The 23204-nt window shown below is 65.2% G+C and carries 19 protein-coding genes; 14 read left to right on the plus strand and 5 right to left on the minus strand.

Translation table 11 applies throughout. The features are described 5' to 3' along the window. Positions 1–87: 87 nt before the first annotated feature. The 4 genes from ACVWY1_RS09620 to gap form a co-directional block, all read right to left on the minus strand. Entirely contained in the window at positions 88–2694 is a 2607-nt protein-coding gene (locus ACVWY1_RS09620) for a TonB-dependent receptor (protein ID WP_277501836.1), read from the minus strand. A gap of 125 nt (positions 2695–2819) precedes the next feature. Continuing rightward, a complete protein-coding gene (locus ACVWY1_RS09625; RefSeq protein ID WP_110699855.1) occupies positions 2820–3782 on the minus strand; it encodes a FecR family protein in 963 nt (320 codons plus the stop codon). A gap of 93 nt (positions 3783–3875) precedes the next feature. Further along, entirely contained in the window at positions 3876–4388 is a 513-nt protein-coding gene (locus ACVWY1_RS09630; protein WP_023632569.1) for an RNA polymerase sigma factor, read from the minus strand. A 386-nt stretch (positions 4389–4774) separates the two neighbouring features. Beyond that, complete coding sequence (gene gap, locus ACVWY1_RS09635; protein WP_038706743.1) at positions 4775–5776, minus strand: type I glyceraldehyde-3-phosphate dehydrogenase; 1002 nt, start codon at positions 5774–5776, stop codon at positions 4775–4777. 266 nt (positions 5777–6042) lie between these two features. Here gap and edd point away from each other — a divergent pair, with 266 nt between their 5' ends. From edd to ACVWY1_RS09690, 11 genes are all read left to right on the plus strand, one after another. Further along, positions 6043–7869 carry a phosphogluconate dehydratase gene (gene edd / locus ACVWY1_RS09640; RefSeq protein ID WP_277501831.1) on the plus strand — a complete coding sequence of 609 codons (1827 nt, stop codon included), beginning with the start codon at positions 6043–6045 and terminating at the stop codon, positions 7867–7869. Continuing rightward, positions 7866–8822, plus strand: coding sequence for a glucokinase (locus ACVWY1_RS09645; protein WP_102682952.1), 957 nt, complete (start codon positions 7866–7868; stop codon positions 8820–8822). The genes edd and ACVWY1_RS09645 overlap by 4 nt, the downstream gene beginning before the upstream one ends. A gap of 97 nt (positions 8823–8919) precedes the next feature. Then, entirely contained in the window at positions 8920–9615 is a 696-nt protein-coding gene (locus ACVWY1_RS09650) for a response regulator (protein ID WP_219730381.1), read from the plus strand. Continuing rightward, on the plus strand, positions 9599–11053 hold the full coding sequence (locus ACVWY1_RS09655) for an ATP-binding protein (protein ID WP_102682950.1): 1455 nt from the start codon (positions 9599–9601) through the stop codon (positions 11051–11053). Before ACVWY1_RS09650 ends, ACVWY1_RS09655 begins: the two co-directional genes overlap by 17 nt. 121 nt (positions 11054–11174) lie before the next feature. Beyond that, positions 11175–12392: a D-mannose isomerase gene (locus ACVWY1_RS09660; RefSeq protein ID WP_457378184.1), complete on the plus strand. Its 1218-nt coding sequence runs from the start codon at positions 11175–11177 to the stop codon at positions 12390–12392. Between the two features lie 115 nt (positions 12393–12507). Then, positions 12508–13815: an ABC transporter substrate-binding protein gene (locus tag ACVWY1_RS09665; RefSeq protein WP_139669078.1), complete on the plus strand. Its 1308-nt coding sequence runs from the start codon at positions 12508–12510 to the stop codon at positions 13813–13815. Positions 13816–13964: 149 nt separating this feature from the next. Continuing rightward, complete coding sequence (locus ACVWY1_RS09670) at positions 13965–14873, plus strand: carbohydrate ABC transporter permease (RefSeq protein ID WP_457378185.1); 909 nt, start codon at positions 13965–13967, stop codon at positions 14871–14873. Continuing rightward, positions 14866–15711, plus strand: a complete 846-nt coding sequence (locus ACVWY1_RS09675) for a carbohydrate ABC transporter permease (protein ID WP_457378186.1) — start codon at positions 14866–14868, stop codon at positions 15709–15711. Before ACVWY1_RS09670 ends, ACVWY1_RS09675 begins: the two co-directional genes overlap by 8 nt. A 3-nt stretch (positions 15712–15714) precedes the next feature. Then, positions 15715–16869 (plus strand): sn-glycerol-3-phosphate ABC transporter ATP-binding protein UgpC, encoded by a 1155-nt coding sequence (locus ACVWY1_RS09680; protein WP_434729142.1) that lies wholly within the window; start codon positions 15715–15717, stop codon positions 16867–16869. Between the two features lie 13 nt (positions 16870–16882). Then, on the plus strand, positions 16883–18256 hold the full coding sequence (locus ACVWY1_RS09685) for a carbohydrate porin (RefSeq protein ID WP_371926796.1): 1374 nt from the start codon (positions 16883–16885) through the stop codon (positions 18254–18256). Positions 18257–18375: 119 nt separating this feature from the next. Further along, on the plus strand, positions 18376–19230 hold the full coding sequence (locus ACVWY1_RS09690) for a D-hexose-6-phosphate mutarotase (RefSeq protein WP_457378187.1): 855 nt from the start codon (positions 18376–18378) through the stop codon (positions 19228–19230). On the opposite strand, the gene hexR is transcribed toward ACVWY1_RS09690, so the two are convergent. Continuing rightward, positions 19223–20086, minus strand: coding sequence for a DNA-binding transcriptional regulator HexR (gene hexR, locus ACVWY1_RS09695; RefSeq protein ID WP_172670918.1), 864 nt, complete (start codon positions 20084–20086; stop codon positions 19223–19225). The genes ACVWY1_RS09690 and hexR overlap by 8 nt on opposite strands. 191 nt (positions 20087–20277) lie before the next feature. On the opposite strand from hexR, the gene zwf reads away from it, so the two are divergent. The 3 genes from zwf to ACVWY1_RS09710 are packed head-to-tail and all read left to right on the plus strand — an operon-like array spanning position 20278 to position 23139. Further along, on the plus strand, positions 20278–21747 hold the full coding sequence (zwf, locus tag ACVWY1_RS09700; RefSeq protein ID WP_277501826.1) for a glucose-6-phosphate dehydrogenase: 1470 nt from the start codon (positions 20278–20280) through the stop codon (positions 21745–21747). Then, entirely contained in the window at positions 21734–22447 is a 714-nt protein-coding gene (gene pgl / locus ACVWY1_RS09705; protein ID WP_102682943.1) for a 6-phosphogluconolactonase, read from the plus strand. Before zwf ends, pgl begins: the two co-directional genes overlap by 14 nt. Before the next feature lie 17 nt (positions 22448–22464). After that, complete coding sequence (locus ACVWY1_RS09710) at positions 22465–23139, plus strand: bifunctional 4-hydroxy-2-oxoglutarate aldolase/2-dehydro-3-deoxy-phosphogluconate aldolase (protein WP_046854326.1); 675 nt, start codon at positions 22465–22467, stop codon at positions 23137–23139. The last annotated feature ends 65 nt before the right edge of the window (positions 23140–23204 follow it).

The raw sequence follows: 23204 nt of genomic DNA on the forward strand, positions 1-23204 counted from the left end.
GCACAGGGCTCGACGCAGCGCCGGGCAAGCCTGCTCCCTCAGGCGAGCTGGGGAACGGGCTTGTCCGGCGATGGCGATCTCGCCTCGTCAGATGTCCCACACCAGGTTGATGGCGAAGTTGCGACCCGGCGCCGTCAGGCGATCGAGGTTGGCCGGCTGGGTGGCGGCCGCTTCGCTTTGGCCATTGGGGCTGCCCACCATGGCGTACTTGCGCACATCGTCCCACTGCCAGTACTTCTTGTCGGCCAGGTTGTAGACGCCGCCGTTGATGGTCAGGTCGTCGGTGATCCGGTAGAACCCGGTGAGGTCGAGCACGCCGTAGCCTGGCGTGCGGAAGTCCGAGCTGGAGCCGTCCGGGGCGAAGAACTTGGTGTCGTCCACCCGGTTCTTGCGCTTGACCACGGTCCAGCTGAGCTGGCTGCCATAATCCGCTTGCTCGTAGCCGACCCCGAAGACGCCGGTCAGTGGGTTGACACTGTTCAGTGGCTGGCCGGTGTCGTCATTGCGGCCATAGGCATAGGCGATGGAGCCGATGCTGTAGAGGCCTTCCGGGGCGCCAAAGCGGTCCAGGTTCAGGCGGCCCTTGACCTCGGCGCCCTTGATGGTGGCGTGCTTGATGTTGCTGGTCTGGAAGGCGCTACCCAGGTTGGAGGACTTCACCGCCTCTTCGTTGATGAAATCTCGGTACTTGTTGTAGAAGACCGCCACATCGAAGCTGCCGGCATCGAAGTTGCCACGCAGGCCGGTTTCGTAGCTTTTGCTCTTTTCAGGTTGCAGGCCTGGGTTTGGCTCCACCACGTAGCCACCGGCCGGGTTTTCGAAGCGGCCCCAGATGGCCTTGGCGCTGGGAGTACGGAAACCTTCGGCATACTGGCCGTACCAGGTGTAGTTGTCGTTGAAGGCATAGGTCACACCGAGCTTGGGCGATACCCGGTGCCACTTCTTGTTCTCGTCGTTGCGGCTGGTTTCCGGAGTCGGGCTGGTGTCCTGCGCGCCGCGCAGGTATTCGGCGGTCATCTTCGGATCGATGCGGGTGTAGTCGTAGCGCGCGCCCGGCAGGAAGGTCCAGTTGTTCCAGCGAATTTCGTCCTGGACGAACAGGCTGTAGGTGTCGATGGTCGGATCGGGGAAGTCGCTCACGGGCGCCTGGTAGTCAGCCGGGCTGTCCTGGCCCACGGCCCGGCAACTGCCGCCGACCACCAGGCAGGTTCCGCTACCGGTGCGCAGGCCCGTGACCTTCTCGTGCTTGAACGTTGTGCCGTAGGTCAGCAGATGGTCCGTGGCACCGATGCTGAAGGCTTTGTCCAACTGGGCGTCGAGTACCCATTGGCGGTCCTTGTAGGTGGTGTCGCGCTGGCGCTGGACGGTGCGGCTGAACGGGAAATAGATTTCCGAGGTGGCCTGGTCGGTCTTGGCGATCTGGTAGTTCAGGCTCCACTTCACGTGGTCGGCGACCAACGAATCCAGGCCGAACTCGTGATTGAGGCCGAAGCGTTCCCGGGTGACCGTGTCATTGCCGGTACGGCTGCGGTACATGCCCAGAGGCCGGCTGCCATCGAACGGCCCACCCACTGCGCTGAGGATGTTCTGGTCGCGGTCGTCCTTGTAGCGCTCGTAGGTGAAGCCCAGGCGAGCGTCGTCGGCGTAGTTCCAGCCAAGCTTGGCCAGGACGTTGGTGGTGCGCACGTCTTCGGGGTTGGCCTTGGTGCGATCGATGCCGGTACCGCCGTGCTCGCCGTAGGACTCGGTTTCGTGGCCGTTGCGCTGGCTCAGGTGCAGCAAGCCATCGAAATCACCGTGGCGCCCAGCGACCGTGGCGGAGGTCAGCCAGCTCTCATCGGCCGAGCTGTAGCCGGTCTTCAGGCGGGCACCGACATCCTTGCCCGGCTTGATGATGTCCTCGGGGTCGAGAGTGAAGTAGCTGACCGCCCCGCCGATGGCGTTGCTGCCATACAGCACCGAGGCCGGGCCTCGCAGGATCTCCACGCGTTTGACGACTTCGGGGTCGACGTAGTTGCGCTGGGTCTGGGCAAAGGGACCGTAGAAGAAGCTGTCGGGAATCGACACGCCGTCCACCTGGGTCAGTACCCGGTCGCCATCGATACCGCGGATGTTGTAGCCGTTCAGGCCACTGCGCTGGCCGGTGCCGGACACCGAGACGCCAGGCTCGTAACGTACCAGCTGCTTGATGTCGTTGACGTTCTGCCGGTCCAGTTGCTCGCGGGTCTGCACGCTGACGGTGCTCGGCACCTGGCTGACGTCCTGGGCGCTACGGGTGGCGCTGACGGTCACCTGCTGCAGGGCGATGGCGTTGCCGGCGGCCTGGCGTTCGAGCACCACGTTGCCGTTGCCGATCTTGCGGTAGCCCAGGCCGGTGCCGCGCAGCAGGCGCTGCAGCGCCGCTTCCGGGGCCAGCGAGCCCTGTACGCCCGGCGAGGCCACGCCGTCGGCCAGCTCGGCGCTGAAGCCGACCTGCCAGCCGGTGACCTGGCTGAAGGCATTGATGGCCTCGACCAGCGGTTGCTGGGCGATGGCGAAGCGGTAGTCGCCCATGCGCGGGCTGCTCGCCTGGGCCGGTTCCACGGCCAGCGCGGGCAGGCTGCAGGCGCCGCTGGCGAGCAGGGCCAAGGTCAACAGGGACAATTGCCCGCGGCGGCGGGAAGAAGAGGACGGGCGGATTTGACCTGTGGGCATCGAAAGCGCTCCCTGTCGCGCGTAAGTCATAGACAGTGTTTGTTCTCGTTTTAGAACGAGAATCAATCGTATTGGCTATAACGAGACGGGTGAGGCAGGGTGATCGCGTAAAAAAACTTGCAAGGTCAGTTGAGGATTACCACGGCCGGGTATTCATGCAGTTGCGCCGAGGTGATGTGGGCCAGGGCACGTAGCGTTTCCAGCGGCTGGTCGAGGCGGTAGTTGCCGGTGACCGCGACCTGCTCCAGGTGTGCGTTGCGGTTGATGATCCAGCCCGGGTAGTAGCGGCGGACCTCGGCGAGCACCTGGCTCAGCGGGCAGTTCTCGAACACCAGGCGGCCTTCGATCCAGGCCAGGTCCTTGCTCATGTCGGGGCGCTGGCGCTGACCGAAGCCCGTGGGGCCGACGCTGATGCTGTCACCGGCACTCAGGCGGATGCGCTGGTCGCTCGCGGCCTGCAGGTCGACGTCGCCGCGCTGCACCCGCACCTGGGCTTCGCCATCGAGGTAGCGCACGGCGAAATCGGTGTCGCGCACGCTGGCGCGCAGTGGGCCGGCCTGGACTTCAAGCGGCGGCTGGCTGGCGTTGGACACCTGGAAATACGCCTCGCCCTGCAACAGGCGGGCAACCTTGCGGCCATCGCGTTCGTCGCTGGCGAAGGCCGAATTGGTGTTGAGCAGCACCTTGGCGCCGTGGTCCAGCTCCAGGCGCTGGCGCTCGCCGACCACGGTCAGGTGGTCGGCCTGCAGGCGCACCGGCAGGTTGCCGAAAGTGAACAGCCCGACCAGCAGCACCGCGGCGGTAGCCAGCGGTTTCCAGTGGCTGCGCAGGCGCCCGGCAAGCGAGCGCTTGCGCCTGTGCTGCAACTGGCCGGCGGCCTGGCGCAGCGAGGCGCCGTTCCACAGCGCTTCGGCCTCGACATAGGCCTCGGCGTTTTCCGGCTCGGCGCCCAGCCAGTGCTCGAACGCGCGGGTGTCGTCTTCGCTGGCGCATTGCAGGCGGATCAACCAGTCCAGCGCCTCTTCGCGGGCACGGGCGCGGGCATCAGGCTCGGCGGGTGACGGGCGAGGGGTGGGGTGGTCGGTCACGGGGGATCCTTGCATCGGGCATTTTTTGCGCATGATCAGTGCAGACCTTGCCCATGGCAAGGGCTTTGCGCTGACCCGCGGCGAGCGGTCGCGTCACTGGTGACGATCGGCCACGCCCATGCAGATGGCCATGATCAGTTTCAGCTCCTTCTGCACGGTACTGGCCGAGACGCTCAACTGCTCGGCGATTTCCAGGTAGCTGGCGCCGTGCAGGCGGCTGAGGATGAAGATGCGTTGCTGGCGTTCGCTCAACTGGCCGAGGCTGACGCTCAGGTGCTTGAGCAGTTGCTCGGCGTGGGCGGCGTCCTCGCTGCTCGCGGCAGGCGCCGCGACGTTATGCAGGACTTGCTCGGGCACGTCGTCCACCAGCGTGCGCGCCTGCACCCGGCGCGTGCGCAGGTGGTCCAGGGCAAGGTTGCGGGCGGTCTGGAACACGAAAGGTTCCAGGTGCTCGATCGGGCGCTCGCCCAGGGCGCGGGTGACCCGCAGGTAGGTTTCCTGCAGCAGGTCCTCGGCGGTGCTGGGGTTGCCCACCATGCGCTGCAGCGTGCGCAGCAGAGTGAGACGCTGAGTGAGGAACACTGAGTTGAACCGGGACTGACTCACGGGGGGACCTGGCCGATGAAAAGCTAATGATAATGCTTATCATCTTGTTGTCAGGTCAAGCTGGGAATTGTTAGGAAAAGGTAAAGATTGTGTGGGGAGTTATTTCGGGGGTGTATGCCGTGAGGTTTTCAGCGCTTATGAGGTCGAGCGCCGCCCGCGCGGCGCATCGCGAATAAATTCGCTCCTACATTTTGTTGCAACGTAACCATGCCTGTAAGGCCATGGTTGTCAGCCTTGTTTGCAGGGTTCAAGACATGCGCCAGGACTGGCACCCATGGCGTGACAGGTTCGGCACGTTGCAACAAATGTAGGAGCGAATTTATTCGCGATGCGCCGCGCGGGCGGCGCTCGATCCCACAGCCGCTAAACCTCTACAGCCAGGCCCCTCAGCGTGCGTTGAACAACGCCAGGCAGTTATCCAGCATGCGGTTGGAGAAACCCCACTCATTGTCGTACCAGGCCAGTACCTTGAGCATCCGCCCATTGGCACGGGTGTGGTTGGCGTCGAAGATCGACGACAGTGGGTTGTGGTTGAAGTCGCACGACACCAACGGCAGGGCGTTATAGCCCAGCACCCGGGAATGACGGCTGGCCTCGAGGAACAGCTGGTTGACTTCCTCGGCGCTGGTTTCGCGCTGCAGGTTGACGGTGAGGTCGACCAGCGACACGTTGATCACCGGCACTCGTACGGCCATGCCGGTGAGCTTGCCGGCCAGTTCCGGCAGTACCAGGCCGACGGCCTCGGCGGCGCCAGTCTTGCTCGGGATCATCGACTGGGTGGCCGAGCGGGCGCGGTACGGGTCGCTATGGTAGACGTCGGTGAGCACCTGGTCGTTGGTGTAGGCGTGGATGGTGGTCATCAGGCCTTGCTCGATGCCGAACTCGCGGTGCAGCACCTGGGCGATCGGTGCCAGGCAGTTGGTGGTGCACGAGGCGTTGGAGATGATCTGGTGCGAGGCGCGCAGCACATCGTGGTTGACCCCATATACCACGGTGGCGTCGACACCCTTGGCCGGGGCGCTGACAATCACCTTGCCGGCCCCGGCGCTCAGGTGCGCAGCGGCCTTGGCACGTTCGGTGAACAGCCCGGTGCATTCGAACACCACATCGATGGCCAAGGTCTTCCAGGGCAGCTCGGCAGGGTTGCGGATGGCGCTGACGGCGATGCGGTCGCCATTGACGGTGAGGCTTTCGTGGTCGGCCTCGACAGTGGCGTCAAAGGTGCCGTGGACGCTGTCGTATTTGAGCAGGTGGGCATTCATCGCGCTGTCGCCCAGGTCGTTGATGGCGACGACCTGCAGGTCCTGGCGGTAGCCCTGCGTGTACAGTGCGCGCAGGACGTTGCGTCCGATGCGGCCGAATCCGTTGATGGCGATGCGTAGGGTCATGGTATTACCTCTGGCAGTCGGGTGAAGCCTGTGGCACAAAGGACAGCTTCACTGAAACGGTTTTGTTGTTGGAATTACAAGATTATTCACCGAGAGATAGAAAACAAGCCTTTTTGCTGGCAGTATTTTGTTTAAACATACAACGAGTGGTTGGGTTATCCCCCTGTCGAGCGGTCCATGCGCCTTTTCCTAGAGACTAGGTCGCAATCGTTTGGAGGGAAAATGCCCCAGTAAAGCCGCCCCACAGTTAGCCTGGAGTCCAGTACATGCATCCGCGCATCCTTGAGGTCACCGAACGGCTGATCGCCCGCAGCCGCCGTACCCGTGAACGCTACCTTGAGCTGATCCGTGGGGCGGCCAGTGACGGACCCATGCGCGGCCAGTTGCAGTGCGCCAACTTCGCCCATGGCGTGGCTGGCTGCGGTGGGGACGACAAGCAGACCCTGCGGCTGATGAACGCGGCCAACGTGGCCATTGTCTCGGCCTACAACGACATGCTCTCGGCGCACCAGCCGTACCAGCACTTCCCCGAACAGATCAAACAGGCACTGCGCGAAGTCGGTTCGGTCGGCCAGTTCGCCGGCGGCGTGCCGGCCATGTGCGACGGCGTCACCCAGGGCGAGCCGGGCATGGAGCTGGCCATCGCCAGCCGTGAAGTGATCGCCATGTCCACCGCCATCGCCCTGTCGCACAACATGTTCGATGGCGCGCTGATGCTGGGCATCTGCGACAAGATCGTCCCCGGGCTGATGATGGGCGCCTTGCGTTTCGGCCACCTGCCGACGATCTTCGTGCCGGGCGGGCCGATGGTCTCGGGCATCTCCAACAAGGAAAAGGCCGATGTGCGCCAGCGCTACGCCGAGGGCAAGGCCACCCGCGAGCAACTGCTCGAATCGGAAATGAAGAGCTACCACGGCCCCGGCACCTGCACTTTCTACGGCACCGCCAACACCAACCAGCTGGTGATGGAGGTCATGGGCCTGCACCTGCCGGGCGCCTCGTTCGTCAACCCCTACACGCCGCTGCGCGATGCCCTCACCGCCGAGGCCGCGCGCCAGGTCACGCGCATGACCAAGGCCAGTGGCAGCTTCATGCCCATTGGCCAGATCGTCGACGAAAAGGCGCTGGTCAACTCGATTGTCGCCCTGCACGCCACCGGCGGCTCGACCAACCACACCCTGCATATCCCGGCCATCGCCCAGGCCGCCGGCATCCAGCTGACCTGGCAGGACATGGCCGATCTGTCCGAGGTGGTGCCGACGCTGTCCCACGTCTATCCCAACGGCAAGGCCGACATCAACCACTTCCAGGCCTCCGGTGGCATGGCCTTCCTCATTCGCGAACTGCTCGACGCGGGCCTGCTGCACGAGGATGTCAACACCGTGGCCGGGCATGGCCTGCGCCGCTACACCCAGGAGCCGTTCCTGGAGGATGGCCGCCTGGTCTGGCGCGAGGGGCCGAAGGACAGTCTCGACGAAAGCATCCTGCGCCCGGTGGCGCGGCCGTTCTCCGCCGAGGGCGGTTTGCGGGTGATGGAAGGCAACCTTGGCCGTGGCGTGATGAAGGTTTCCGCCGTGGCGCCCGAGCACCGGGTGGTCGAGGCGCCTGCCCGGGTGTTCCACGACCAGCAGTCGCTGGCCGATGCATTCAAGGCCGGCGAGCTGGAGCGGGACTTCGTCGCCGTGGTGCGCTTCCAGGGGCCGCGCTGCAACGGCATGCCCGAGTTGCACAAGCTGACGCCGTTCCTCGGCGTGCTGCAGGATCGCGGCTTCAAGGTGGCGCTGGTCACCGACGGGCGCATGTCCGGTGCCTCGGGCAAGATCCCGGCGGCTATCCACGTCTGCCCGGAGGCTTTTGATGGTGGCCCGCTGGCGCGGGTGCGCGATGGTGATATCGTGCGCGTCGATGGTGCCGAAGGCACGCTGCGGATCATGGTCTCGGCCGAGGAACTGGCCGACCGTGAACTGCCTGCGCCACCCAAGGGCAACGACCTGGGGTGCGGGCGTGAGCTGTTCGGCTTCATGCGTGTGGCGTTCAGTTCCGCCGAGCAAGGCGCGAGCGCCTTCACCTCGGCCCTGGAGAACCTCGAATGAAGGCCTTGCTGGTCGGCGACATCGGTGGCACCAACGCGCGTTTTGCCGTGTGGCGCGACAATGAACTGCAGGCGGTGCAGGTGCTGGCCACCGCCGACTACACCAGCCCTGAACAGGCCATCGAGGCCTATCTGGCCGACCAGCGTATCGCCCGTGGCGGCCTGGCGGCGGTGTGCCTGGCGGTGGCAGGCCCGGTGGACGGCGACGAATTCCGCTTTACCAACAACCACTGGCGCCTGAGCCGCAGCGCGTTCTGCCAGACGCTGCAGGTCGACCGCCTGCTGCTGATCAACGACTTTTCCGCGATGGCGCTGGGCATGACTCGCCTGCGCGCAGGCGAATTTCGTGAAGTCTGCGCAGGCCTCGCCGATCCATCGCGCCCGGCGCTGGTGATCGGCCCCGGCACAGGCCTGGGCGTGGGCAGCCTGCTGCGCCACGGTGAGCACTGGCTGGCGCTGCCGGGGGAGGGCGGGCATGTCGACCTGCCGGTGGGCAATGCCCGTGAGGCGGCGATCCACCAGGAAATCCACCGGCAGATCGGCCATGTCAGTGCCGAGACCGTGCTCAGTGGCGGTGGGCTGGTGCGCCTGTACCAGGCCATCTGTGCGCTCGATGGTGCTGCGCCGACGCACAAGACCCCGGCGCAGATCACCGACGCGGCGCTGGCCAACGAGCCACGGGCGCTGGCGGTGGTCGAGCAGTTCTGCCGGTTCCTCGGCCGGGTGGCGGGCAACAATGTGCTCACCCTCGGGGCGCGGGGTGGCGTCTACATTGTCGGTGGCGTGATTCCCCGTTTCGCCGAATTGTTCCTGCGCAGCGGCTTTGCCGCGAGCTTCGCCGACAAGGGCTGCATGAGCGGCTACTTCGCCGGGGTGCCGGTATGGCTGGTGACGGCGGAGTTTTCCGGGTTGCTGGGGGCGGGGGTGGCGCTGCAGCAAGCGCTGGATCGGTGATCGTTGGGGCCGCTTTGCGGCCCCAAACAGCAGACACAAAGATCTGCGCATAACAAGAGGACTGACCATTGTGACCACTGCCGGCAAATCGATCCTGATGGTCGACGACGACCAGGACATCCGCGAACTGCTGCAGACCTACCTCGCCCGCTGCGGCCTGCAGGTGCACGCCGAACCTGACGGCCAGGGCTTTCGCCGCGCCCTGGACGCCAACCCCTACGACCTGGTGATCCTCGACGTGATGCTGCCCGACGAAGACGGCTTCAGCCTGTGTCGCTGGGTTCGCCAGCACCCGCGCCAGGCGCGGGTGCCGATCATCATGCTCACCGCCAGTTCCGATGAAGCCGATCGGGTCATCGGCCTGGAGCTGGGCGCCGACGACTACCTCGGCAAACCCTTCAGCCCGCGAGAGCTGCAGGCAAGGATCAAGGCCTTGTTGCGCCGTGCCGATTTCGGCCAGGCGACGCTGGCCAGTGCGGTGCTGGCCTTCGATGACTGGCGCCTGGACACGATCAGCCACCGTCTGTTCCACCGCGACGGCGAAGAAGTGATCCTCTCCGGCGCCGACTTCGCCCTGCTCAAACTGTTTCTCGATCACCCGCAGCAGATCCTCGACCGCGACACCATCGGCAACGCCACCCGTGGTCGCGAACCGATGCCGCTGGACCGTATCGTCGACATGGCGGTCAGTCGCCTGCGCCAGCGCCTGCGCGACACGGAAAAACCACCCCGGCTGATCCGCACCGTGCGTGGCAGCGGCTACCTGCTGGCGGCCAATGTCTGCCCGGCCTGACGAGCGTCGCTGGCGCCTGCTGCCGCGCTCGCTGTTGGGGCGCATGCTGCTGCTTACCTTGCTGGTGGTATTGCTGGCTCAGGGCCTGTCCAGCGTGATCTGGGTCGCGCAATTGCGCGCCAGCCAGCTGCAGGGCTTGCGCGCCAGCGCCAGCAGCCTCGCGCACTCGATGAGTGCCAGTGTCAGCTACTTCCGCTCGCTGCCGGTGGCCTACCGGCCCATGGTATTGGATCAGTTGCGCAGCATGGGCGGCACGCGCTTCTTCGTCTCGCTCAACGTCAAACCGCTGGAAATGCCGGTGTTGCCGATCACCCCGCGCAAGCAGGCGGTGATCGACGTATTCCAGGAGGTGCTGCACGAGCGTCTTGGCCAGCAGATGGAGATCTCCGTGGAGTTCGTCAGCCCCGACGATCTGCGCATCTTCAACAGCGGCCTGAAACTCGATGAGCTGCCCCGTTCGTGGGCGCACTATTCGTTGACCCTCGAGCCGCTCAACCCGCCGGTGCTGGTGACCCAGATCCGCCTCGGCGAAGGCGAGTGGCTGTACATCGCCTCGCTGCTGCCCGAGCCCTACACCAGCCTTGAGGCCGAACGCTTGCCGCGTCAGCAGATCGGCTTCATTGCCCTGACCACCGTGCTGTTGCTGCTGTTCATCGGTCTGTTGGTGCACTGGCAGAGCCGGCCGCTCAAGCGCCTGGCACGGGCGGCGCGGGAAATGTCGCTGGGGGCGGACGTCGCCCCGGTGGCCGAAGGCGGCGGTAGCGAAGTGGTCGAGGTGGGGCGGGCGTTCAACAACATGCGTGATCGGATAAGCCGTTACCTGACCGAGCGTTCCCAGCTGTTCAGCGCCATTTCCCATGACCTGCGCACACCGATCACGCGCCTGCGCCTGCGAGTGGAGCTGCTCGAGGACGAGAAGCTGCAGGCCAAGTTCAGCCGCGATCTCGATGAGCTGGAGCTGCTGGTCAAGGGGGCGCTGCAATGTGTCAAGGACACCGATATCCACGAGAATATCGAGCCGATCGACCTCAATCAGGTGCTGGAGCTGCTGGCCGAGCCTTATCTCGGCGATGGGCGCATCACCCTCGAGGGTCAGGCGCTGGCGCCGTACCCCGGCAAGTCGCTGGCGTTGCGCCGCTGCATCGGCAACCTGATCGACAATGCCATCAAGTATGGCGAGCGGGCGCAGCTGCGCATCATCGACACCGCCGAGAGCTTCGTGCTGCAGGTGGACGACCAGGGCCCGGGGGTGCCGGAACAGCGCCTGGAACAGGTGTTCGAGCCGCACTTCCGCCTGGCCGGGCAGCAGCAGGGGTATGGGCTGGGGCTGGGCATCGCGCGCAACATCGCCCATAGCCATGGCGGCGAGGTGAGCCTGTTAAACCTGCGCGAGGGTGGGTTGCGGGTGACCTTGTACCTGCCGCGTACAGCCGAATGAGCCCTTGCCCCGCGATAAGCGCTTCGATGTAACGATGCGGTGACAATCGAGCCGGGCTTCGTGACATGCCAGCCAGGATGGCTGACTAGAATCGGCTGACAACAACAAGGAAGGTGCACCCATGGCCATCAGCTGGCTCGACTCCCCGACACACCATGCCTGGCTCGACGCCGAGGCCCTGCGCCTGCTCGCCTTCGCCAGGGCTTCGCGCCTGCCCCAGGGGTTCGGCAACCTCGATGACGAAGGCCGCCTGCCCCGTTGCGCCCTGGCCGAGACCATGAACACCGCGCGCATGACCCACAGTTTCGCCTTGGCGCATATCCAGGGCGTTCCGGGTTGCCGCGAGCTGGTCGAGCATGGCGTCGGCGCCCTGCAAGGCCCGTTGCGCGACCAGGAACATGACGGCTGGTACGCGCAGCCCGAAGGTCATGGCGACACCGGCAAGGCCGCCTACCTGCATGCCTTCGTCGCTCTCGCCGCCAGCTCGGCGGTGGTGGCGGGCATCAGCCAGGCGTCGGCGTTGCTGGAGGCGGTAACCCAGGTCATCGCGCAGCGCTTCTGGTGCGAAGAGGAAGGCGCCCTGCGCGAGTCGTTCTCCCGCGACTGGCGGCAGGCGGAGGCCTACCGGGGCGCCAACAGCAACATGCACGGCGTCGAAGCCTTCCTCGCCGTGGCTGACGTGACCGGCGACACACAGTGGTTGCTGCGCGCCCAACGGATCGTCGAGCGCTTGATCCTGACCCACGCCGCCGCCGACGGTATGCGCGTCACGGAACATTTCGATGCGCAGTGGCAGGCGCTCCCCGACTACAACCGCGACAACCCCGCCGATGGCTTCCGTCCTTACGGGACCACGCCCGGCCACGCCTTCGAATGGGCGCGCCTGGTGCTGCACCTGGAGGCGGCCCTGCAAAGGGCGCAACTACCTGTGCCCGAGTCCTTGCTGCCCGCCGCCCGGGGCCTGTTCGACAGCGCCTGTCGCCACGCCTGGCAGGCAGACGGCGCGCCGGGGCTGGTCTACACCCTGGACTGGCACGACCGCCCGGTGGTGCGCGAGCGCCTGCACTGGGTGCATGCCGAGGCCTGTGCCACTGCCGCGGCGCTGTTGCGACGTACCGGTGAAGCCCAGTACGAACACTGGTACCGCTGCTTCTGGGACTTCATCGCCAGCCACTTCATCGACCGCGCCCATGGCAGCTGGCACCACGAGCTCGACCCGGCACTGCTGCCCAGTGCGCGCATCTGGGGCGGCAAGCCTGACCTCTACCACGCCTACCAGGCCCTGCTGCTGCCACGCCTGCCGCTGGCGCCGAGCCTTGCCACGGCCCTGGCTTTGTAACCAGACGATGACATTCGCGCATCCGTTCGTTACCTGGCGCCGGGCGCGACCTCCCTACACTCCATGCCATGCAAGCGACAGTCTTGCCTCGCATAACAACAAGAAAGGTAATCCCATGCATCCGACGCTTCGTCTCGCCGCCGCGATCTCCTTCGCCTCCCTGTTCTCCCTCAGTGCCCAGGCCGCCGACTCCAAAGGCAGCGTGGAAGTCGTCCATTGGTGGACCTCCGGCGGCGAGAAGGCCGCGGTCGACGTGCTCAAGGCGCAGGTCGAGAAGGACGGCTTCACCTGGAAGGACGGCGCCGTGGCTGGCGGTGGTGGCGCCACCGCCATGACCGTGCTCAAGAGCCGCGCCGTGGCTGGCAACCCGCCCGGGGTCGCGCAGATCAAGGGCCCGGATATCCAGGAGTGGGCATCAACCGGTTTGCTGGATACCGATGTGCTCAAGGACGTGGCCAAGGAAGAGAAATGGGACGGCCTGCTCGACAAGAAGATCGCCGATACTGTGAAGTACAAGGACAAGGAATCCAAGGAACCACCTAGTTACGTTGCCGTCCCAGTAAACATCCACCGTATCAACTGGCTGTGGATCAACCCGGAAGTGTTCAAGAAGGCCGGTATCGACAAGGCCCCGACTACCCTAGATGAATTCTACGCCGCCGCCGACAAGCTCAAGGCCGCCGGTTTCATCCCGCTGGCCCACGGTGGCCAGCCGTGGCAGGACAGCACCGTGTTCGAGAGCGTGGTGCTCTCGGTGATGGGCGTCGAGGGTTACAAGAAGGCCCTGGTCGAGCTGGACGAAAAGGCCCTGACCGGCCCCGAGATGGTCAAGGCGCTCACCGAACTGAAGAAAGTCGCCACCTACATGGACCCTGACGGCAAGGGCCAGGACTGGAACCTGGAGGCGGCCAAGGTCATCAACGGCAAGGCCGGCATGCAGATCATGGGCGACTGGGCCAAGAGCGAATGGACCCTGGCGAAGAAGACCGCTGGCAAGGACTACCAGTGCGTGGCCTTCCCCGGCACCGACCAGGCCTTCCTCTACAACATCGACTCGCTGGTGGTGTTCAAGCAGAAGGACAAGGGTACCGCGGCAGGCCAGCAGGACATCGCCCGCAAGGTGCTGGGCGAAGACTTCCAGAAGGTCTTCAGCATCAACAAGGGCTCGATCCCGGTGCGTAACGACATGCTTGCCGACATGGGCAAGTACGGCTTCGACAGTTGCGCCCAGACGGCGGCCCAGGACTTCCTGGCCGATGCCAAAAACGGCGGCCTGCAACCGAGCATGGCGCACAACATGGCCACCACCCTGGCGGTTCAGGGAGCGTTCTTCGATGTGGTGACCAACTACATCAACGATCCCAAGGCCGATCCGGCCGACGCGGCGAAGAAGCTGAACGCAGCTGTCAAAGCGGCCAAGTAAGGGGCTGACGGCCCTATCGCCGGCAAGTCGCGGCGGCGAACCGCGGCTCCCACAGGTACAGCGATCAGCCTGAGCACACCTGTACCTGTGGGAGCTGGCTTGCCAGCGATAAGGCCCGCGCAGGCAATCTCGTATCGGGAACCCAGATCATGACTACAGCAACCGCCCGCCTGCGGGCCTCACCCCTGGACGCGCTGCAGCGCTGGCTGCCCCAGCTGGTGCTGGCGCCGAGCATGCTCATCGTCCTGGTGGGCTTCTACGGCTACATCCTGTGGACCTTCGTCCTCTCGTTCACCACCTCTACTTTCCTGCCCACCTACAAGTGGGCGGGCCTGGCCCAGTACGCCCGGCTGTTCGACAACGACCGCTGGTGGGTGGCGAGCAAGAACCTGCTGCTGTTCGGCGGGCTGTTCATCGGCATCACCCTGGCCATCGGCGTGTTCCTTGCCGTGCTGCTCGACCAGCGCATCCGCCGCGAAGGCTTCATCCGCACCATCTACCTGTACCCCATGGCGCTGTCGATGATCGTCACCGGTACCGCCTGGAAGTGGCTGCTCAACCCCGGCATGGGCCTGGACAAGCTGCTGCGTGACTGGGGCTGGGAAGGCTTTCGCCTGGACTGGCTGATCGACCCCGACCGGGTGGTCTACTGCCTGGTGATCGCTGCCGTGTGGCAGGCCTCGGGCTTCATCATGGCGATGTTCCTCGCCGGCCTGCGCGGCGTCGACCAGTCGATCATCCGCGCCGCACAGCTCGATGGCGCCAGCCTGCCGCGCATCTACTGGACCGTGGTGCTGCCCAGCCTGCGCCCGGTGTTCTTCAGCTCGCTGATGATCCTCGCGCACATCGCGATCAAAAGCTTCGACCTGGTCGCGGCGATGACCGCGGGGGGGCCGGGCTACTCGTCGGACCTGCCGGCAATGTTCATGTACTCGTTCACCTTCAGCCGTGGGCAGATGGGCATGGGCTCGGCCAGCGCGATCCTCATGCTGGGCGCGATCCTGGCGATCATCGTCCCCTACCTGTACTCCGAACTGCGGGGCAAACGCCATGATTAGTCCTGTCGACAAACCCGCGCTGAACCTCAGCCGCATCGCCATCCACGCCGTGCTGCTGCTGGCGGTGCTGCTGTACCTGGTACCACTGGTGGTCATGCTGCTGACCAGCTTCAAGACCCCCGAGGACATCAGCACCGGCAACCTGCTGAGCTGGCCTGCGGTGTTCACCGGCATTGGCTGGGCCAAGGCCTGGGCCACGGTCAACGGCTACTTCCTCAACTCGATCCTGATCACCGTGCCGGCGGTGCTGATCTCCACGGCCATCGGCGCGCTCAACGGCTACGTGCTGTCGATGTGGCGCTTCCGTGGCTCGCAGTTGTTCTTCGGCCTGCTGCTGTTCGGCTGCTTCCTGCCGTTCCAGACCGTGCTGCTGCCGGCCTCGTTCACCCTCGGCAAGCTGGGCCTGGCCAGCACCACCGGCGGCCTGGTGCTGGTGCATGTGGTGTACGGCCTGGCCTTCACCACATTGTTCTTCCGCAACTACTACGTGAGCATCCCCGAGGCGCTGGTCAAGGCGGCACGCCTGGACGGCGCCGGGTTCTTCACCATCTTCGGGCGGATCATCCTGCCGATGTCGACGCCGATCATCATGGTCTGCCTGATCTGGCAGTTCACCCAGATCTGGAACGACTTCCTGTTCGGCGTGGTGTTCTCCAGCGGCGACTCGCAACCGATCACCGTGGCCCTGAACAACCTGGTCAACACCAGCACCGGGGCCAAGGAATACAACGTCGACATGGCCGCGGCGATGATCGCCGGGCTGCCGACGCTGCTGGTCTACGTGATTGCGGGCAAGTATTTCGTGCGCGGGCTGACCGCCGGCGCGGTCAAGGGGTAAGTCATGGCAACACTCGAACTTCGCAATGTGCACAAGACCTATGGCGCGGGCCTGCCGGACACGCTCAAGGACATCCAGCTGGCGATCAAGGACGGCGAGTTCCTGATCCTGGTCGGGCCCTCGGGCTGCGGCAAGTCGACGCTGATGAACTGCATCGCCGGCCTGGAAAGCATCAGCGGCGGGGCGATCCTCATCGACGACGAGGATGTCAGCGGCATGAGCCCCAAGGATCGCGACATCGCCATGGTGTTCCAGTCCTACGCGCTGTACCCGACCATGAACGTGCGCGACAACATCGCCTTTGGCCTGAAGATCCGCAAGATGTCCCAGGCCGCCATTGACGAGGAGGTGGCGCGGGTGGCCAAGCTGCTGCAGATCGAGCACCTGCTGGGGCGCAAGCCCGGCCAGCTGTCCGGCGGCCAGCAGCAGCGCGTGGCCATGGGCCGGGCGCTGGCGCGGCGGCCGAAGATCTACCTGTTCGATGAACCGCTGTCGAACCTCGACGCCAAGCTGCGGGTGGAGATGCGCACCGAGATCAAGCTGATGCACCAGCGCCTGAAGACCACCACGGTGTATGTCACCCATGACCAGATCGAGGCCATGACCCTGGGCGACAAGGTGGCGGTGATGAAGGACGGCATCATCCAGCAGTTCGGCACCCCGCAACAGATCTACAACGACCCGGCCAACCTGTTCGTTGCCAGTTTCATCGGCTCGCCGCCGATGAATTTCATTCCCGTGCGCCTGATGAAGCAGGACGGGCGGGTGCTGGCGCTGCTCGACAGCGGCCAGGCGCGCTGCGAGCTGCCGCTGGGCGTGGCGGCGGACGAGCTGGAAGGGCGCGAGATCATCCTCGGCGTGCGCCCTGAACAAATCTCGCTGGGGGCCGCCGAGGGCAACGGCATGCCCGCCATCCGCGCCGAAGTGCAGGTCACCGAGCCCACCGGCCCGGACCTGCTGGTGTTCGTCACCCTCAACCAGACCAAGGTCTGCTGCCGCCTGGCGCCGGATGTGGCGTGCCAGGTGGGCGACAGCCTCAACCTGCAGTTCGACCCGGCGCGGGTGCTGCTGTTCGACGCCGGCAGCGGCGAACGTCTCGACCTCGCCGCCAGCGGCACTGCCATCAAGGACAACGTGACTCGCTTCAAAGGCCGTTGAATCGTCTAGAACAATGCATAACAAGAAAAGAGGACGCAAAGGGATGGAACATCGCAATCGCATCAAGACCCTGGGATCGCTCGCCTTGCTGGCGCTGGTCGGCAGCAGCGGGGCCCAGGCCGCCGAGGCTTTCTCGTCGGAATCGAAATGGATGACCGGCGACTGGGGCGGCACCCGTACCGAGCTGCTGGAGAAGGGCTACGACTTCACCCTCGACTACGTTGGCGAAGTGGCCGGCAACCTGCACGGTGGCTACAACGACGACAAGACCGCGCGCTACAGCGACCAGTTCGCCCTGGGCGCGCACCTGGACCTGGAGAAGATCTTCGGCTGGAAGGACACCGAGTTCAAGCTGGCGATCACCGAGCGTAGCGGCCGCAACCTGTCCAACGACCGCATCAGCGACCCGCGTGCCGGGCAGTTCAGCTCGGTGCAGGAGGTCTGGGGGCGCGGCCAGACCTGGCGCCTGACGCAGATGTGGGTCAAGCAGAAGTACTTCGACGGCGCGCTGGACGTGAAATTCGGCCGCTTCGGCGAGGGCGAGGACTTCAACAGCTTCCCCTGCGACTTCCAGAACCTGGCCTTCTGCGGCTCGCAAGTGGGCAACTGGGTCGGCGGCATCTGGTACAACTGGCCGGTCAGCCAGTGGGCGCTGCGGGTCAAGTACAACATCACCCCGGAATTCTTCGTCCAGGTCGGCGCCTACGAGCAGAACCCGTCGAACCTGGAGACCGGCAACGGCTTCAAACTCAGCGGCAGCGGCACCAAGGGCGCGATACTGCCGGTGGAGGCGGTCTGGTCGCCGAAGGTCAACGGCCTGCCGGGCGAGTACCGCCTGGGCTACTACTACAGCACCGCCAAGGCCGACGACGTGTACGACGACATCAACGGCAACCCGCAGGCGCTGACCGGCGCGGCGTTCAAGTCGCACTCCAGCAAGCACGGCTGGTGGGTCGTGGCCCAGCAGCAGGTCACCGCCCATGCCGGCGACGTCAACCGCGGCCTGAGCCTGTTCGCCAACTTCACCGTGCACGACAAGGCCACCAACGTGGTCGACAACTACCAGCAGGTCGGCCTGGTCTACAAGGGTGCCTTCGATGCCCGGCCCAAGGACGACATCGGCTTTGGCATCGCCCGCATCCACGTCAATGACGATGTGAAGAAGCGCGCCGAGCTGCTCAATGCCCAGTCCGGCATCAACGACTATGACAACCCGGGCTTCGCGCCGCTGCAGCGCACCGAGTACAACGCCGAGCTCTACTATGGCTTCCACGTCACCAATTGGCTGACCGTGCGCCCGAACCTGCAGTACATCAAGAGCCCGGGTGGTGTGGACGAAGTGGACAACGCGCTGGTCGCGGGGTTGAAGATTCAGTCGTCATTCTGAGAAAAATTGTTGTAAATTTACGCCATCCATTTCGGCCTTCCCGCTAACCACTGGTCTGCAGTGGTTAGCGGGCACGGGCTGAGACAGCGCTATCTCGAACAACAAAAGAGCTTGGAACCATGCCCGAACATCCGCTACATCGCTTCTTCACCTCGCAACGGCCCAGGCCGACCTTCGAGTGGGAGCGTTACCAGCAGCGCGATGTGCTGATCATCGACCACCCTCGCTGCCAGGCAGTGTTCAGCCGCCAGGGCGGGCAGCTCCTGCACTTTCAACCCGCCGGTGAGAAACCCTGGTTGTGGTGCGCCGAGCAGTGGCCGCAGGTAGGGGCTATCCGCGGAGGCGTGCCGGTGTGCTGGCCCTGGTATGGCCGCCATCCCAGCGAGGACCTGTGGCCGGCCCATGGCTGGGCGCGCCTGCTGGACTGGAAGCTGGTGGACAGCCGCGAGGACGAGGAGGGGGTGACCCTGAAATGGCGCCTGGACCTGTGCGACTGGCAGGTCGACCTGCATGCCCGGCTTGGAGCGAGCATGGAACTGAGCCTGAGCACCGAGCACCAGGACAGTGAACCGTGCCAGCTGAGCCATGCGCTGCTGGCCTACTGGCGGATCAGCGACGTGTCGAAGATAGCGCTGTCTGGGCTGGAGGACATCGACGGCTACGACCGTCTCAATCGCCAGGCCTGCCGCGAAGACGGCGCGCTGACCCTCAAGGGCGGTTGCCAGCGGGTCTATCCCGGTACGCCGCGGGTGCAATTGCAGGACCCGGCCTGGCAGCGCAAACTGTGCATCGACACCGGCGACAGCGACGACACTGTGGTCTGGCACCCTGGCAACCGGCCGTTGATGGGCGTGAGCGGGCGCGAGTGCCAAGGCTTCGTCTGCGTCGAGGCGGCCAGCGGCAGTGGCGAGGGTCTGAGCCTGGCGCCGGGCGAGCGGGCGCACCTGCGTTTGCAGGCGCACCGGCTCAGTTGAGGTCGTCGTCCTCGATCGGGTAGCGACTGGCGTTGAGGCTTTCCTTGATCTTGCGCAGGTGCGGCTGGAAGTCCACGCCACGGCGCAGGGTCATGCCGGTGGCGAGCACATCGAGCACGGTGAGCTGGATGATCCGCGAGGTCATCGGCATGTAGATGTCGGTGTCTTCCGGCAGCGGGATATGCAGGCTCAGGCTGCAGGCCTGGGCCAGGGGCGAGCCGGCGGCGGTCAGGCCGAGCACCGAGGCGCCGTTTTCCCGCGCCAGGCGCGCCACCTCGACCAGTTCGCGGGTGCGCCCGGTGTAGGAAATGATCACGAACAGGTCGCCGGTGTGGGCCACCGAAGCCAGCATGCGCTGCATCAGCACATCGGCGTGGGCCGACACGGCGAGGTTGAAACGGAAGAACTTGTGCTGCGCATCGAGGGCCACCGGGGCCGAGGCGCCGAGGCCGAAGAAGTGGATCTGTCGGGCTTGGATCATCATGTCCACGGCGCGGCTGACCTGCTGCGGGTCGAGCGCCTGGCAGGCGCTGTCGAGCGAGGCAATGGCGCTGCCGAAGATCTTCTGGGTGTAGGCGGCCGGATCGTCGTCTGCCTCCACCGCGCGGCTGACATAGGCGGCGCCGCTGGCCAGGCTCTGCGCCAGTTGCAGCTTGAGCTCGGGGTAGCCACTGACGCCGAACGAGCGGCAGAAGCGGTTGACCGTCGGTTCGCTGACACTGGCCGCCTGGGCCAGGGCGGCAATGCTGAAGCGGGTGGCTTGCTGCGGGTTGAGCAGGATGACTTCGGCGACCTTGCGTTCGGCCTTGTTCAGCTCGTCGAGGCGGCCCTGGATCTGTTCCAGGAGGTTTCGCACGCGGTCCATGGTGTGTCCTTGGGTCGGGAAGCAGGCTTTTTGCGCTGGTGTGTATCCTACTGTCGGTAAGATTGTCACACCACTTGTCTGTAATAGCTGTATTGGATGTTGTGGTTTTTACTACATTAACCCTTGAAAAGCAGGGTTGAAACCGGTATTCCTAGTCCAACATTTATAAAAGAACCAACATTATGGCCGCGATCAGTGTCGAACCCTGCACCTTCGCCCTCTTTGGCGCCCTAGGCGACCTGGCATTGCGCAAGCTGTTCCCCGCGCTCTACCAGCTCGACCGCGCCGACCTCCTGCACCCCGACACCCGCCTGCTGGCCCTGGCCCGCGAGCCGGGCAGCGTGCAGGAACACCTGAACAACATCGAAGCCCATCTGCGCCGCCACGTGCCGGAGGCCGAGATCGATGCCGCCTCCCTGGGGCGCTTCCTGGCGCGCCTGAGCTACCTGCACCTGGACTTTGTCGAGCCCGAGGGCTACCAGGCCTTGGCTGAGCAGGCACCGAGCGGGCAGCCGCTGATCGCCTACTTCGCCACGGCGGCGGCGGTGTACGGCGCGATCTGCGAGAACCTCGACAAGGCCGGCCTGGCGTCGCGCACCCGGGTGGTGCTGGAAAAGCCCATCGGCCACGACCTGGAGTCCTCGCGCCGGGTCAACGACGCCGTGGCGCGGTTCTTCCCCGAGAGCCGGGTCTACCGTATCGACCATTACCTGGGCAAGGAGACGGTGCAGAACCTGATCGCCCTGCGCTTCGCCAACAGCCTGTTCGAAACCCAGTGGAACCAGAATTCCATCTCCCACGTGGAGATCACCGTTGCCGAGAAGGTCGGCATCGAGGGCCGCTGGGGCTACTTCGACAAGGCCGGCCAGCTGCGCGACATGATCCAGAACCACCTGCTGCAGCTGCTCTGCCTGATCGCCATGGACCCGCCCAGCGACCTTTCGGCCGACAGCATCCGCGACGAGAAGGTCAAGGTGCTCAAGGCACTGGCGCCGATCACCGGCGAGGGCTTGAGCACCCATGTGGTGCGTGGCCAGTACATCGCTGGTTTCAGTGACGGCAAGCCGGTGCCGGGTTACCTCGAAGAGGACAACTCCAACGCCCAGAGCGACACCGAGACCTTCGTCGCCCTGCGTGCCGATATCCGCAACTGGCGCTGGTCGGGCGTGCCGTTCTACCTGCGCACCGGCAAGCGCATGCCGCAGAAGCTGTCGCAGATCGTCATCCATTTCAAGGAAACCCCGCACTACATCTTCGCCCCGGAACAGCGTTTGCAGATCGGCAACAAGCTGATCATTCGCCTACAGCCGGACGAGGGCATTTCGCTGCGGGTGATGACCAAGGAGCAGGGCCTGGACAAGGGCATGCAACTGCGCAGCGGCCCGCTGCAGCTGAATTTCTCCGACACCTGGCGCAGCGCGCGGATCCCGGATGCCTATGAGCGGTTGTTGCTGGAAGTGATGCGCGGCAACCAGAACCTGTTCGTGCGCAAGGACGAGATCGAATACGCCTGGAAGTGGTGCGACCAGCTGATTGCAGGCTGGAAGACCAGCGGTGACGCGCCAAAGCCCTATGCGGCCGGCTCCTGGGGGCCGATGAGCTCGATTGCATTGATTACACGTGATGGGAGGGCCTGGTATGGCGATATCTGAACTGCAACTGCCGGCGACCGTGAAGGTTCATCAACTGGCCGACCCGAAAACCCTGGCGGCGACCCAGGCCCATGATGTGGCCGAGCGCCTGCGCCAGGCGATCGCCAGCAAGGGGCAGGCTTGCCTGGTGCTGTCTGGCGGGCGTAGCCCGGTGCCCTTCCTCGAGAAGCTGGCTGGCGAGGCGCTGGACTGGTCCCGGGTCACCGTGAGCCTGGCCGATGAGCGCTGGGTGCCGGTGGCGCACGACGACAGCAACGCCGGCCTGCTGGCTCGTCACCTGTTCAAGGGGCCGGCGGCCAAGGCGCGCTTTATCGGGCTCTACCAACCCGCCGCTACTCTCGAAGCCGCTGCCGAGCAGGCCGACCAGGTGCTGGCCGACCTGCCACCGATCGATGTGCTGGTGCTGGGCATGGGCGACGATGGCCATACAGCCTCGCTGTTCCCGGCCAGCCCCAACCTGCGCCAGGGCCTGGCCAAGGTCGGTGAGCGCCGCTGCCTGCCGATGTTGGCGCCCAGCGTGCCGCACCAGCGCCTGAGCATGACCCGCGCGCTGCTGGCCACTGCCGGCCTGACCCTGTTGTCGGTGCAGGGCGCGGGCAAGCTTGCCACCCTGCGCACCGCGCTGGCGGCCGAAGACCCAACCGAAATGCCGATTCGCGCCTTTCTTCACGACCCCCTGGACATCTACTGGTGCCCATGAGCCAAGGATCCATTGTCATGACCACCCTCGAACGCCCACAGCCTTTGCTCTCGATGGCCGACAAAGCCGCACGGATCGACGCGATCTGCAACAAGGCGCGCATCCTGCCGGTGATCACCATCGCCCGTGAGGAAGACATCCTGCCCTTGGCCGATGCCCTGGCCGCTGGCGGCATCCGCACCTTGGAGGTGACCCTGCGCTCGCAACACGGCCTGAAGGCCATCCAGGTGCTGCGCGAGCAGCGCCCGGAGCTGTGCGTCGGCGCCGGTACCGTGCTCGATCGCGGCATGTTCGCCGCCGTCGAGGCGGCGGGCGCGCAGTTCGTTGTTACCCCGGGCATCACCCAGGACATTCTCGAAGCGGGCGTGGACAGCGACATTCCGCTGTTGCCAGGCATCAGCACGCCGTCGGAGATCATGATGGGCTATGCCCTGGGCTACCGCCGCTTCAAGTTGTTCCCGGCCGAGATCAGTGGCGGCGTGGCGGCGATCAAGGCGTTCGGCGGCCCGTTCGGCGACATTCGCTTCTGCCCCACTGGCGGGGTCAACCCGGCCAACGTGCGCAACTACATGGCCCTGCCCAATGTGATGTGCGTGGGCGGTACCTGGATGCTCGATAGCAGTTGGATCAAGAACGGCGACTGGGCGCGGATCGAGGCGTGCAGCGCCGAGGCGATGGCGTTGCTGGACTGACAGATTTCGTTGTGTGCTACACGGCTTGTGGGGCGCTTGGTCGGCGCCCCTTTTTTTCGCCTGTG

The organism is Pseudomonas sp. TE6288 (assembly GCF_054062095.1).